Origin of the sequence: Donghicola mangrovi, assembly GCF_013377535.1 — a bacterium.
GTDB lineage: Bacteria > Pseudomonadota > Alphaproteobacteria > Rhodobacterales > Rhodobacteraceae > Donghicola > Donghicola mangrovi.
Map to the genome: position 1 here is coordinate 178833 of NZ_JABCJE010000002.1, position 12572 is coordinate 191404.

Consider the following 12572-nt stretch of genomic DNA (forward strand, 5'->3'; position numbering starts at 1 on the left):
AAACTGTATACATCGGTATGCAGCACATTTCACGATGCTGTCAGGTCGCGTACACATCGCATTTCGTTGATTGGTTTTTTTTGTCGATTTGGCTTAATTGACCGAACAGGATAACAAAAGACGGGTCGGGAATGGGACGGATTTGGGCAACGCTCGCCTGTATGGGCTTGGGGACGATGGCAATGGCGCAATCCGCGCCGCAACCCGTGGTCATTGAGCTTTATACCTCGCAGGGCTGCTCGTCCTGTCCGTCGGCCGATAAACTTCTGGAAAAGCTCGCGGGTCGCGAGGATGTTCTGCCCCTGTCTCTGCACGTGGACTATTGGGATTACATCGGCTGGGTCGATACCTTTGCCCACCCCGCCTTTACCGAGCGCCAGAAGATTTACGCGCGCAACATCGGCGAGCGGATGATCTATACCCCGCAGATGATCGTGAACGGCACGACCCATGTGGTTGGCAACCGTCCCATGGATGTGGCCGACGCCCTGAACACCGCGCAGGACAGTGCCGGTCCCGGCCGGATTGATGCGACGCTGGTGGGCGCGGCCCTGAGCCTCAAGGGGCAGCAGATCGACCCTGCGGCGGGCCCCTATATCGTCCAGTTCATCACCTATGTGCCCCAGCAGACCGTGCAGATCATGCGCGGTGAAAACGCGGGCAAGGAAGTCACTTATGTGAACGTGGTCAGCGGCTGGAACCACTTGGGCGAATGGGACGGGCAGGGCGTGTTCAGCGCCGTCGTTACCCCCACCGCCCCCGAGGACGAGCACGCCGTGATCGTCCAGCAGGAAAATCAGGGCGCTGTGGTGGCTGCGGCCCGTCTGCGCTGACGCTTGGGCTTCCAGCGGCGGTGAATCCAGAACCATTGTTCAGGGTGGCGGGCAATCCGCGCCTCTAGCGCCGCCGTCATTGCGCGGGTCTGATCCACGATATCGTCATGGGTGAGGGGCGCGTCGAACTCGGCCACAAAGCCCAGACCGTCCGCCTGACGCACGCCAAAGAACGGCACCAACAGCGCACCGGTCTTTGCGGCAATCTCGGCCGCCGAGGTCAGCGTGGGTGCGGGTTTCCCCAGAAAATCAATCGGCACGCCGCCGCTGTCGTAGATGTCGAACAGCAGCACGGCCATGCCGCCCTGTTTCAGGTGTTTGTACAGACCCATGGTCCCGCGGCGCCCCTGTTCAAAGACCGGCCCGCTTAGGTCATGCATGTTCTGCGCGTAGTGCTGGTTGAAATAGGGGTTCGCGATGGGGCGATAGAGCCCGCCGATCTGATAGCCCTGCCGCACCAGCGCGGCGCGGGGGGCTTCGAAATTCCCGAAATGGCCGGTGACGAACAGAACGGGGCGGCCCTCGGCGCGGGCGGCTTCGATGGCGGGCAGACCGTCTCCGGTCAGCATGGTCTGGTCAGCGCGGGCCAGCAGATCGCGGACCGAGTAATTCTCGATGAAGGCGCGGCCAAAGTTGTCACAGACCCCGTCGGCGATCCGCGCCTTTTCGGCCTCGGGCATGTCGGGCCAGATGTAAGCAAGATTGTCCAGCGCCCGCTTGCGATAGCCGACGCGGGGGGCGATGACCTTGCGCACAAGCCAACCCATCAGGGCCACGCGCCGCTTGTACGGCAGGGCCAGCGCCGTGCCGATGATGGTCCGCAGGGCGCGATCCTCGAGCCATTGGGCGCGGGTTCCAGTTGGGGTGTCGGTGCTGTCGGTGGTCATGTTGTCTGGTGCGTGGCCTTGTTCTCGCGGTACCAGACATAAAGTCCGGCGGTCACGATCACAAGCGCACCGATGACAGTTGTGGTGTCCGGATACTCTCCGAAAATCACGATTCCCCAAAAGGTTGCGAAAATAATCCCTACATATACGAAGGGGGCGACCACGGCGGCCTCGGCTAAGGTGAAGGCCTTGATGATCAAGAGCTGCCCGCCAGTTCCCAGAATGGCGACGCCCGCCATGCCCACCAGCTGCAGCGCCGTGGGGGTGGTCCAGTTGAACGGGATCAGGCAGGTCATGACCGAGGTGCCGAAAAGACCGGTGTAAGTCATTGTTGTCCAGATGCTTTCGCTGGAGCCCACGAAACGGGTCGCCAGCGCATAGCCCGCGAACGAAAACGCGCCCATCAAGGGCAGCAGCGCCGCAGGGGTAAAGACCGCAGCCCCCGGACGGATCACGATCAGCGCGCCAGCCAGTGCGACCAGAATGCCCATCATCCGGCGCGGTCCGATGCTTTCGCGCAGGAACAGCGCGGCCCCAAGGGTGATCAGCACAGGGTTCAGGTCCATCAGCGCGGTCGCCTCGGCCAGCCCGATATAGGCGAGGCTGGAGAAGAACAGCCCGGTCGAGCATAGCTGCATCACCGACCGCATCGCCTGAATCTTAGGGTACTTCGACCGCAGGATCGTGCGCCGGTTCGGCCATGTGATCGCCAGTACGATCAGGGTCTGGCCAACGTAACGGCTCCAGACCACCTGAACGGTGCCCAGTTCGGGGGTCAGCAACTTGGCCAGCGCATCCATCGAGGAAAAGCACATGACCGTCAGGATCATACACAGGATGCCCCGTGTGGTCTGCGAAAGTGTGTTCATGGGCCAAGTGGTATGACCAGTCCGCGAGTCTGTCCAGCGCCCTTACACGGCAGGGCTGCAAAAGCGCTAGTCCTCGGGGGTGGGGATAGGCAGCAACTCCAGCGTGTCCTCGGATTGCATCTGGCGGACGGTGCGGATGACATTGGACATCGCGGCCTCGGTCGTGGAGGTGTCGGCGGTGGTGCGTTCGCGGGCGGCGGTGCGCAGCTGGTCGGACAGGCGTTTGGACATGTTCGACAGCAGGAATTCCCACGTGGCGATGTCGCCCTCGGCCGTGGCGCCAGAGATGATGGCGGTGATATCCTCGTCCCCGACGGTGCGGACCAGCGTCGGCGCATCCAGCGGTTTGAGCCTGTGGCGCAGGTCTGCAAAGGTCAGGATGACCCCGCGCAGGGCTCGGGCAAAATCGGCGTCATCCTGATCGATGCCCGTCAACACCGTGTCGCGGGTCAGGGCGTTCGAAATGTCCAGAATTTCCCCCAGACGGTTCGCAGGCGGTTTGACGAATTCGCGGGGCGGGGCCTGATCGATCTGCGTCGCAAGGGAGACACCTATGCGGTAAACGGCCTCTGGCGTGACTTGTTCGGTGCGTGACACGGCAAAGGCCACGCGGCGGGCCTGATCCCCCGGCATTCGCGCCAGTAGGCTGGCGGCCTTGTCCGTGGGCAGCTTGGACAGCAGCACTGCGGACACCTCCAGACTTTCGCGTTCAAAGAACCCCAGCAGGGTGTCCGAATCCAGCGCGGCCAAGCGCGCCCATGCGTCACCCTTTTGCCGAACGCCGGCCTCTCGGCGCAGGCGGGCGGCGGTTTCGGGGCTGAGCCGTCCGTCCAGCGTTTCCAGCGCACCGGCCAACCCGTCGGGAAAGGCCAGTCCGACCTGCTCCAACTCGGACGCGAACTCCCCCAGAACATCCGCCAAGGTGTCTCTGTCGATATACCGCAGTTGCCCCATGGCCTGCGTCAGATCCTGCTGCAATTCCTCTGGCAGGTCGGTCAGGGGGATGTCGGCCCCCTCGGACAGCAGGAAACGCACGATGATCGCGGCCTTGTGCCGACGCATCAGGGGCGCGGCAGCGGGGCGTTGGACAGGGGTGATACGGGCAAGGGGCTGGCTGGTCATGTCTTCCTCTTTGGCAGGGGCAGACTAGACAGGCAGAGGTGAAGAAACATTTACCCTGACAGGGAAAATACCGGATTAGGGCAGGTTCGGCGCCAAGGGCTTGTGCCCGGACGACCGGATCGGCGGGATCAGCGCGGACAGGGTCTGGCGCGCCATGTGGGACACGCCGCGCTGACCGTCGAGCCGCAGCACGGGCAGGCCCATCTGATCCAGCCAGTTATTGTGGCACGTCAGGCTGCGGCCCTTGGAACAGGGATCATCATAGCGGCTGGCCCAACCCATAAAGCATTCGTGGATCAGGTACATATCGCCGCCCTCGGCGATGCGGCTGCCATAGCGGCGGGTTTCGCGGGCCTTCAGCCGGTGCATCCGCAGGTCGTGGGGCGTGTAGACAAAGATCACCAGATCGGCGTCCTGCACCAACTCCTCGCCCCAGCCCATCAGGCTGCCCGCCACGATCCAGCCACCCGCGGGCTGCGCGGCACGCATCATATCCAGCCGTTCGGGGACGGTGCGCTTTTCGGTAAAGGGAACCTTGGTGGGTTTCCAATAATAGTCGTCGGTGTCCAGCAGGGGCAGATCGAGTTCCCGGGCCAGTTTCTGCCCGAGGGTCGAGACACCTGCACCGGCCGCGCCGGTAATGTGAATTCGATAGCCCATGCCGGTTGCTCCAGCTGCGACAGGGCAAGGGGGAAACAGGCCCTAATCGTCACAAAAAAGTATGGCTTCCTACACGAAAGGTTAACGAAGCATTACCGAGTCGGGCAAGAGTGCTTTTGCACCTGCAGCAAAATATTAGTTGACCATGCATTAAAAAATCCGCCGCAGGCTGGCTGCGGCGGATTTGGAATTTTACCAGTGATGGCGGGGACTTATGCCTCGCCGAACACGCGGCGGAAGATGGTGTCCACGTGCTTGGTGTGGTACTCCATGTCGAATTTGGCGTTAATGCCGTCTTCGCCAAGGGCCGCAACCACCTCTGCGTCCGACAGGAGCAGTTCGCGGAAGTCAACGCGGTCTTCCCATACCTTCAGGGCATTGCGCTGAACCATCGAGTACGCGTCTTCACGCGAAACACCAGCTTGGGTCAGAGCCAGCAGAACGCGCTGCGACATGACCAGACCGGGGAACTTGTTCATGTTGTCCAGCATGTTCTGGGGGAACACGAGCATCTTGTCGATCACGCTGGTCAGACGGGCCAGAGCGAAGTCGAGAGTGATGGTCACATCGGGGCCAATCGCGCGCTCGACCGACGAGTGCGAAATGTCACGCTCGTGCCACAGAGCGACGTTTTCCATCGCGGGGACAACGGCCATGCGCACCAGACGGGCCAGACCGGTCAGGTTCTCGGTCAGAACGGGGTTCTTCTTGTGGGGCATCGCCGACGAGCCCTTCTGGCCCATCGAGAAGAATTCCGCGCCTTCCAGCACTTCGGTACGCTGCATGTGGCGGATTTCGATGGCGACGTTCTCGATCGACGAGGCGATGACGCCGAGGGTCGCAAAGAACATCGCGTGACGGTCGCGGGGGATGACCTGAGTGCTGATGGGCTCGGGCTTGAGGCCCAGCTTTTCACAGACATGCTCTTCGACGCGGGGGTCGATGTTGGCAAAGGTGCCAACCGCGCCCGAGATCGCGCCGGTTGCGATTTCTTCGCGGGCGGCTTTCAGACGGGTCAGGTTGCGGTCCATTTCCGCGTAGAAGCGGGCAAAGGTCAGACCCATGGTGGTGGGCTCTGCGTGGATGCCGTGGCTGCGGCCGACGCGCACGGTGTTCTTGTGCTCCATCGCGCGTTTTTTCAGGGCGGCCAGCAGGCCTTCCATGTCGGCGATCAGGATGTCGGACGCGCGCACCAGCTGCACGTTCAGGCAGGTGTCCAGAACGTCGGACGAGGTCATGCCCTGGTGAACAAAGCGGGCCTCTTCGGAACCGACATGCTCGGCCAGGTGGGTCAGGAACGCGATGACGTCGTGCTTGGTGACGGCTTCGATCTCGTCGATGCGGGCTACGTCGAACTCGACGTCTTTGGCTTTCCAGACGGCGTCGGCGTTTTCCTGCGGGATCACACCCAGAGCGGCCTGTGCGTCACAGGCGTGGGCCTCGATCTCGTACCAGATTTTGAACTTGGTTGCGGGCTCCCAGATCTGGGTCATCTCGGGGCGGGAATAGCGGGGGATCATCGGCTGGCCCTTTGTCTAAGTGTGTCAGTTGCGCGCGTCATAGACGGATGCGCGCAAATGGACAAGTCAGCCAGCGTTTGACGCTATTTCTCCATCAGATGGGTTTCCACCACCGAGGTCTGCTTCAAGGTGTCATGCACGGGGCATTTGTCCGCAATCTGCAGCAGGCGGTCGCGCTGTTCCTCGGTCAGGTCGCCCAATAGGGTGATCTCGCGGATAAAGCGGTCCACGCCCTTGTGCGGCATCGTCGGCATCGAGGCGTCCTGCGCGTGCACCTTGTCGTGGCGCACATCGACGCGGATGTGGCGCAGGGGCCAGTTCTTGCGCCGCGCGTACATGCGGATGGTCATGGAGGTACAAGCTCCCAGACCCGCCGACAGGAAGCCATAGGGCGACATGCCCTGATCGGTGCCGCCATAAGCCTCTGGCTCATCTGCCAGAACGTGGTGGCGGGGGCCAGCCTGCACATCGTTCAGAAAGCCGCTGGGATCGGCTTCGGAGACGCGGATGATCCCTTCGGGGGCGCCAATGGGCGGCGCGGGCGGGCGCAGTTCCAGATAGCGTTCGGCCCAAGCGGTGATCATGCCTGCCGCGTATTCGGCGTCACGGGGATCGGTCAGCAGGTGGTCGGCGGTGTCGAGGGTGACATAGCTTTTGGGGTGCTTGGCGTGCTTGAAAATCTCGGTGGCGTTCGACAGGGCGACCACTTCGTCGCGGGGTGCGTGCAGAACCAGCAGCGCCTTGTCCAGATTGGCGATCCGGTCGGTCAGGCTGGTGCCCGACACATCGCGCACGAAATCCGCGCCGATTCGCACCGCGCGGTCCCCGATCAGCACCTCGGCGGCACCATCGGCAGAGATGGCGGGCAGGGCGTCGGCGAACTGTTCGACCACCATGTGGGGGCTGGCAGGCGCCCCGATGGTGGCAATCGCCTTGACCGAAGGGACGCGGTTCGCAGCGGCCAAAACCGCGGTGCCCCCCAGCGAGTGACCAACCAGCAGGCTGGGGGCCATGCCGCGTTCGGTCAGGAATTCGCAGGCGGCAACCAGATCATCGGTATTGCTGGAAAAGGTGGTCTCGGCAAAGTCGCCTTCGGACCCACCCAGACCGGTGAAATCGAACCGCAGGACGGCAATCCCCGCGGCGGCCAGACGGCGGGAAATCCGCGTCGCGGCCAGACTGTCTTTGGTGCAGGTGAAGCAGTGGGCAAAAACGGCAGTCGCCAGCACTGGTCCACCCGGTTGCTCCAGTCGCGCGGCTAGGGTGTTTCCCCCGTGTCCGGCGAATGTGATGCGTTCGGTTGGCATTGATCATCCCCAAGTGTTTCCCTGTAGCTGTGGCAAAACGGGCGGACGGGCAAGGGCTTTGACACACGCCTATCGCAAGGGTGATCGTTTGGCACTGAAACGGATGCACATGGGGACAGGCTGCGCTAGCGTAACAGGCATGTCAGAGCCGATCCTTCATTCCGCGATTCCCTACGAAATCCGCCACAGCCTGCCCGGCACCCAGCCCGTTGCGGACGACGACTGGCTGTGGGTCGACGAGATGTACGCGCCCCAGATGGCTTACCGCGATTGGCTGATCGCGGACCGGCCCGATGTGGTCCACCGGATGGGCGCAGGCAGCGAGGATGCGGCGCAAGAGCTGCTGTCAATGTCGCTTGATAAGCTACGGAACAGAAATGATTTTTCTGTATCTGCGGGGCAGGTGGTGCGGCCCGACGGAGTGGCCGTTCCCATTGATCCCGAGCAGCCCTTGGTGACTTTGGGGCGGATCGCTCAGGCGGATTACTGCATCCTTCAGCGGCCCGAAGGCAGCGACGAACACCTGCTGACAGCGGCCATTCTGTGCTTTCCCTCCAGCTGGATGCTGGCGGAAAAAGCGGGGCGTCCCCTGACCGCGATCCACATCCCCGTGCCCCAGTATGACGAGGGGATCGCACGCCGCGTGCAGAGGCTGTTTGACGGGGTTCAGGTGGGGCGGCCCCTGTGGCGGGCCAACAGCCTCTGGCACGGGTTTCCCGACCTGCATCAACCCAAATCCGAGAGCCTGCCACGCCGAAGCTATGGCCCTGACGCCCCCTATTTCCGGTCAGAGCGTCAGGTGATCATGCGGTTGCCGGAAACGCGGGCCGTGGTGTTTTCGATCCACACCTTTGTGACCCGCAATCCCGGAGCGGTTAGCGCATAATCTCGCTGCCCATGATGGCGATGGCCTGCTGATAGACCTTGGCGGCGTTCCATTCCTTGATGACCGCAAAGTTGGGCTGACCTTCCAGAAAGCCCGCCCCCGCGCGCCAGCCCTTGGAGGCCAGGAAATTCGCGGTCGAGGCCAGCGCATCGGACTGGTTGTAAAAGTCCACACGCCCGTTGCCATCCACATCCACCCCGTAGCGCAGGGCGTTGCCCGGCAGGAACTGGGTGTGCCCAAGCTCTCCGTGTTTGGCGCCTTTGGTGGCGTTGGTGATGGAGCCCATGTCCACCAGTTTCAGTGCGCCAAGGGCGTGGGGGACAAAGAAATCACTGCGGCGGCAGTCATAGGCCAGCGTGGTGATCGCCGAGACCACAGGCGTATCGCCCATAAAGCCGCCAAAGCCGGTCTCCATCCCGTGGATCGCGATGATCACGCCCGCAGGCACGCCGTAACGCTGCTCTAGCGCGTTATAGAAGGCGCGGTCGCGGGCCAGACGTTTGCGGCCCTGCGCGATGATGGTGGCGCTGCCGCGCACCTGCATGAACTTATCAAGGCTGTACTTGAAGCTCTTCTGGTTGCGGTCCGCGTTGATCGTGGTCTGGGAATATTGTGCATTGGCAAGGGCTTGCAGACCTGCCGCGCCCACGCCATTGCGCTGGGCTGTGCGGGCAAAGTCGGCCTTCCACTGGTTGAAACCGCTGGCGTTGTTCCCGCAGGCCGCCCCTGCGGCCGAGCCACACAATACGCCGATCAGGGCCAGAACGGCCGGTGTAGAAAATCGCATGATGAAACCTGATGGTGTTGAAACAAGGGCAGGCTAATCGCTAATGCCGCAGGCTCCAAGCGTTCCAAACCATTCAGGCCAAAGAAAAAGGGCGCCCGTTGCGGGGCGCCCTTCTGTGCAAAATCCCGAATGGGAAATTAGCAGCTGTAGTACATCTTGTACTCGACGGGGTGAGGAGTGTGCTCGTAGGTGTACACTTCTTCCATCTTCAGGTCGATGTAGCCTTCAATCTGGTCTTTGGTGAACACGTCACCGGCCAGCAGGTAGTCCATATCGGCCTTCAGTTCGTCCAGTGCTTCGCGCAGCGAACCACAGACGGTGGGGATACCGGCCAGTTCTTCTGCGGGCAGGTCGTACAGGTTCTTGTCCGATGCTTCGCCGGGATGGATCTTGTTCTTGATGCCATCGAGGCCAGCCATCAGCAGAGCTGCGAATGCCAGGTAGGGGTTTGCCGCGGGATCGGGGAAGCGAGCTTCGACGCGCTTTGCCTTGGGCGATTCGGTCCACGGAATACGGACGCAGCCCGAGCGGTTGCGTGCCGAGTACGCGCGCAGAACGGGTGCTTCGAAACCGGGGACCAGACGCTTGTACGAGTTGGTCGAGGGGTTGGTGAAGGCGTTCAGCGATTTCGCGTGCTTCAGGATGCCGCCGATGAAGAACAGAGCTTCTTCCGACAGGTCAGCGTACTGGTCGCCAGCGAACAGGGGCTTGCCGTCTTTCCAGATCGACATGTTCACGTGCATACCCGAACCGTTGTCGCCCGCCATCGGCTTGGGCATGAAGGTTGCGGTTTTGCCGTAAGCGTGCGCCACGTTGTGGATGACGTACTTGTACTTCTGGATGTTGTCTGCCTGCTCGGTCAGACCACCGAAGATCAGACCCAGCTCGTGCTGACAGGTCGCCACTTCGTGGTGGTGCTTGTCAACTTTCATGCCGATCGCCTTCATGGTCGACAGCATTTCGCCACGGATGTCCTGTGCCTCGTCAACGGGGTTGACGGGGAAGTAGCCACCCTTGTGGTCTGCGCGGTGTGCCAGGTTGCCGGTTTCGAATTCGGCATCGGTGTTCCATGCAGCGGCTTCCGCGTCGATCGAGTAGCCAACTTTCGAGGGCTTGACCGAGTAGCGAACGTCGTCGAACAGGAAGAATTCTGCTTCGGGGCCGAAGTAAGCAACGTCACCGATACCCGACGATTTCAGGTAGGCTTCTGCTTTCTGTGCGGTACCGCGCGGGTCACGCTCGTACGATTCGCCGGTGTCGGGTTCAACGATCGAGCAGTGGATGCAGAGGGTTTTCTCTGCGTAGAAGGGGTCGATGTAGACCGACTCGGTGTCGGGCATCAGTTTCATGTCCGATGCTTCGATCGACTTCCAGCCAGCGATGGACGAACCGTCGAACATGAAGCCTTCTTCCAGGAAGTCTTCGTCAACGAGGTCCGAAACCACAGTCACGTGCTGCAGCTTGCCGCGGGTGTCGGTGAATCGGATGTCGACATATTCAATGCCTTCATCTGCGATCAGCTTGAGAACAGCATCTTTGCTCATGTTCCCTCTTCCTCTCTAGTAGTGGATAGATTCTAAACGCGGCTGGAAATTACAGCGCGTCTTCGTTCGTTTCGCCGGTCCGGATACGGATTGCGTGCTCTACGGGGCTGACGAAAATCTTGCCGTCGCCGATCTTGTCGGTTTTGGCGGCGTTGATGATGGCTTCGATCGCGGCGTCTACCTGATCAGAGGGCAGAACAACTTCGATTTTTACCTTGGGCAGGAAGTCCACAACGTATTCTGCACCGCGGTACAGTTCGGTGTGACCTTTCTGACGGCCGAAACCCTTGACCTCGATCACCGAGAGACCCTGAACACCAACCTCTTGAAGAGCTTCTTTCACTTCGTCGAGTTTGAAGGGTTTGATGATCGCTTCGATTTTTTTCATGGCCGGCCTCCTCGTGTCGGGTTGCGTCACTTCAGATCATTTTCGTATGGGGACCACAATCGGATAGATTATTCTAGTCAAGAGCGCCCGCGCCGAATTTATTGGCGGGTTCAAAAATTGTGCAAGTTGCACGAAAAATGGGCAGTTTAAAAACTCTGGGGTAAATTGATGGGCGAAATTCTGACCGCTGCACAAATGCGCGCCAAAGAGAATAAGGCGATTCAGGGCGGTTTCGCCCATGGGTTGACCTTGTTGGAGCGGGCCGGTCAGGGGGTCGTGGATGCCACTTTTCACGTCATAGGTGAAGCGCGTGACGGATTTATGTCAGCGGTTGTGCTGTGCGGGCCCGGCAATAACGGCGGCGACGGATTCGTGATCGCCCGTGTGCTGCATGAGATGGGCTGGCAGGTGCAGGTGTACCTTTATGGCGATGCGGGGCGGCTGCCCCCCGATGCGCGCACCATGTACGATCGTTGGGTGGCGATCGGCCCGGTTTTCCCGATCAAGGACGCGGTGTCGGGGCAGGGTGACCGTCCGGCGCTGCTGTTTGACGCGATGTTCGGGATCGGGATCAACCGTCCGATTCCTGCGGTCTGCGCGCAGGCGTTCAAGACCATTTGTGCGCGGGCGACAGGGCCGGAGTGCTTTGTGGTCGCCGTGGATTGCCCCTCGGGGATGGACGTGGACACGGGGGCGGTGCTGGTCGGGCCGGATGGCGCGAGCACGCTGCTGGAGCGCACCGACCTATGCGTCACCTTCCATGCGCCGAAGCTGGGACATTATCTGACAGAGGTGGGGCGGCAGCGCCCCGTGGTGGTCGATATCGGCCTGCGCCCCGAGGATGATGTCGTCACGCAGTTGGTCGGCCCTAGCGGTGGATCGGCCAAAGCGTGGCTCCAGTCGGTGACCGCCTTGGGCGCCGGTGGGCATAAATACGACCGAGGGCACGTGCTGGTGCTGGGGGGCGGTGTCGGCAAAGGCGGCGCGGCCCGTATGGCGGCGCGATCTGCGTTGCGGGTAGGGGCGGGGCTGGTGACCTTGGCCGTGCCGCCCGAGGCGATCCCCGAGAATGCCGCGCAGCTGAATGCCATTATGCTGCGGCCTTTGGATGGGGCCGATGCCCTGCGCGAGATGTTGGCGGACAAACGGCTGAGTTCCGTCTGTCTGGGGCCGGGTCTTGGGGTGGGCGACCGAACGCGGGTCTTGGTGCTGGCCACATTGGAGGAGACCGCGCAGGACGGGCGCAGGGTGGTGCTGGATGCGGATGCTTTGGGCAGCTTTGCCGAAGATCCGCATAGGCTGTTCGAGGCTTGCCACGCGGGCGTCGTGATCACCCCGCACGAAGGCGAGTTCGCGCGCCTCTTCCCCGATCTGGCGGAACGTACCCGCCATCCCGATCCCGCCGCGACCGGTCTGAGTAAGGTCGAAGCCACCCTATGTGCCGCCGAACGGCTGGGGGGAACGGTGTTACTAAAGGGAGAGGCCACTGTGCTGGCCGATCCCGAGGGGCGCTCGATGATCCACGCTGCCCTTTATGATCGGGCGGCGCCTTGGCTGGGGACGGCAGGTGCGGGGGATGTGCTGGCGGGCTTGATCGCCGGATTGTCGGCGGGTGCACAGGCGCAGACTCACGCTCCGATTGATCTGTCGGGGGCTGCGGCTTGGCTGCATGTGGAGTGCGCGCGGCAGTTCGGCCCCGGCCTTATCGCCGAGGATTTGCCAGAGCAACTTCCGGCCGTTTTCAGGAATTTAGGGTTTTGATCGGGTGC

12 protein-coding genes are annotated in these 12572 nt (G+C 61.9%); 3 read left to right on the forward strand and 9 right to left on the reverse strand.

The window, feature by feature from the left end:
- Positions 1-131: 131 nt before the first annotated feature.
- Complete coding sequence (locus HJ536_RS05385) at positions 132-833, forward strand: DUF1223 domain-containing protein (RefSeq protein ID WP_177156950.1); 702 nt, start codon at positions 132-134, stop codon at positions 831-833.
- Here the strand turns inward: HJ536_RS05385 and HJ536_RS05390 are convergent.
- From HJ536_RS05390 to HJ536_RS05415, 6 genes are all read right to left on the reverse strand, one after another.
- Entirely contained in the window at positions 797-1720 is a 924-nt protein-coding gene (locus HJ536_RS05390; RefSeq protein ID WP_177156951.1) for a lysophospholipid acyltransferase family protein, read from the reverse strand. The two genes, HJ536_RS05385 and HJ536_RS05390, sit on opposite strands and share 37 nt — an antisense overlap.
- Positions 1717-2589: a DMT family transporter gene (locus tag HJ536_RS05395; protein WP_177156952.1), complete on the reverse strand. Its 873-nt coding sequence runs from the start codon at positions 2587-2589 to the stop codon at positions 1717-1719. The genes HJ536_RS05390 and HJ536_RS05395 overlap by 4 nt, the downstream gene beginning before the upstream one ends.
- A gap of 66 nt (positions 2590-2655) precedes the next feature.
- Entirely contained in the window at positions 2656-3711 is a 1056-nt protein-coding gene (locus tag HJ536_RS05400; protein ID WP_177156953.1) for a FliG C-terminal domain-containing protein, read from the reverse strand.
- 75 nt (positions 3712-3786) lie between these two features.
- Positions 3787-4371, reverse strand: a complete 585-nt coding sequence (locus HJ536_RS05405) for a P-loop NTPase family protein (RefSeq protein ID WP_177156954.1) — start codon at positions 4369-4371, stop codon at positions 3787-3789.
- A 212-nt stretch (positions 4372-4583) separates the two neighbouring features.
- Positions 4584-5891: an adenylosuccinate lyase gene (gene purB, locus HJ536_RS05410; protein ID WP_176854147.1), complete on the reverse strand. Its 1308-nt coding sequence runs from the start codon at positions 5889-5891 to the stop codon at positions 4584-4586.
- Between the two features lie 83 nt (positions 5892-5974).
- Positions 5975-7198, reverse strand: coding sequence for a bifunctional alpha/beta hydrolase/OsmC family protein (locus HJ536_RS05415; protein WP_177156955.1), 1224 nt, complete (start codon positions 7196-7198; stop codon positions 5975-5977).
- A gap of 139 nt (positions 7199-7337) precedes the next feature.
- Between HJ536_RS05415 and HJ536_RS05420 the strand changes: the two genes are divergently transcribed.
- Positions 7338-8084 carry a heme-dependent oxidative N-demethylase family protein gene (locus HJ536_RS05420; RefSeq protein WP_177156956.1) on the forward strand — a complete coding sequence of 249 codons (747 nt, stop codon included), beginning with the start codon at positions 7338-7340 and terminating at the stop codon, positions 8082-8084.
- Here the strand turns inward: HJ536_RS05420 and HJ536_RS05425 are convergent.
- The 3 genes from HJ536_RS05425 to HJ536_RS05435 form a co-directional block, all read right to left on the reverse strand.
- On the reverse strand, positions 8074-8871 hold the full coding sequence (locus HJ536_RS05425) for a lytic murein transglycosylase (protein ID WP_176854150.1): 798 nt from the start codon (positions 8869-8871) through the stop codon (positions 8074-8076). The genes HJ536_RS05420 and HJ536_RS05425 overlap by 11 nt on opposite strands.
- 137 nt (positions 8872-9008) lie before the next feature.
- Positions 9009-10415: a type I glutamate--ammonia ligase gene (gene glnA / locus HJ536_RS05430; RefSeq protein WP_176854151.1), complete on the reverse strand. Its 1407-nt coding sequence runs from the start codon at positions 10413-10415 to the stop codon at positions 9009-9011.
- Positions 10416-10464: 49 nt separating this feature from the next.
- On the reverse strand, positions 10465-10803 hold the full coding sequence (locus HJ536_RS05435; protein WP_176854152.1) for a P-II family nitrogen regulator: 339 nt from the start codon (positions 10801-10803) through the stop codon (positions 10465-10467).
- A gap of 168 nt (positions 10804-10971) precedes the next feature.
- On the opposite strand from HJ536_RS05435, the gene HJ536_RS05440 reads away from it, so the two are divergent.
- A complete protein-coding gene (locus HJ536_RS05440) occupies positions 10972-12564 on the forward strand; it encodes an NAD(P)H-hydrate dehydratase (protein ID WP_177156957.1) in 1593 nt (530 codons plus the stop codon).
- The last annotated feature ends 8 nt before the right edge of the window (positions 12565-12572 follow it).

What these genes read in the sequence shown, in the direction of transcription:
- HJ536_RS05405 (WP_177156954.1), bottom strand. Translation starts at nt 4,371, where the DNA reads ATGGGCTATCGAATTCACATTACCGGCGCGGCCGGTGCAGGTGTCTCG.
- HJ536_RS05395 (WP_177156952.1), bottom strand. Translation starts at nt 2,589, where the DNA reads ATGAACACACTTTCGCAGACCACACGGGGCATCCTGTGTATGATCCTG.
- HJ536_RS05435 (WP_176854152.1), bottom strand. Translation starts at nt 10,803, where the DNA reads ATGAAAAAAATCGAAGCGATCATCAAACCCTTCAAACTCGACGAAGTG.
- glnA (WP_176854151.1), bottom strand. Translation starts at nt 10,415, where the DNA reads ATGAGCAAAGATGCTGTTCTCAAGCTGATCGCAGATGAAGGCATTGAA.
- HJ536_RS05420 (WP_177156956.1), top strand. Translation starts at nt 7,338, where the DNA reads ATGTCAGAGCCGATCCTTCATTCCGCGATTCCCTACGAAATCCGCCAC.
- HJ536_RS05440 (WP_177156957.1), top strand. Translation starts at nt 10,972, where the DNA reads ATGGGCGAAATTCTGACCGCTGCACAAATGCGCGCCAAAGAGAATAAG.
- HJ536_RS05390 (WP_177156951.1), bottom strand. Translation starts at nt 1,720, where the DNA reads ATGACCACCGACAGCACCGACACCCCAACTGGAACCCGCGCCCAATGG.
- HJ536_RS05425 (WP_176854150.1), bottom strand. Translation starts at nt 8,871, where the DNA reads ATGCGATTTTCTACACCGGCCGTTCTGGCCCTGATCGGCGTATTGTGT.
- HJ536_RS05400 (WP_177156953.1), bottom strand. Translation starts at nt 3,711, where the DNA reads ATGACCAGCCAGCCCCTTGCCCGTATCACCCCTGTCCAACGCCCCGCT.
- HJ536_RS05415 (WP_177156955.1), bottom strand. Translation starts at nt 7,198, where the DNA reads ATGCCAACCGAACGCATCACATTCGCCGGACACGGGGGAAACACCCTA.
- HJ536_RS05385 (WP_177156950.1), top strand. Translation starts at nt 132, where the DNA reads ATGGGACGGATTTGGGCAACGCTCGCCTGTATGGGCTTGGGGACGATG.
- purB (WP_176854147.1), bottom strand. Translation starts at nt 5,891, where the DNA reads ATGATCCCCCGCTATTCCCGCCCCGAGATGACCCAGATCTGGGAGCCC.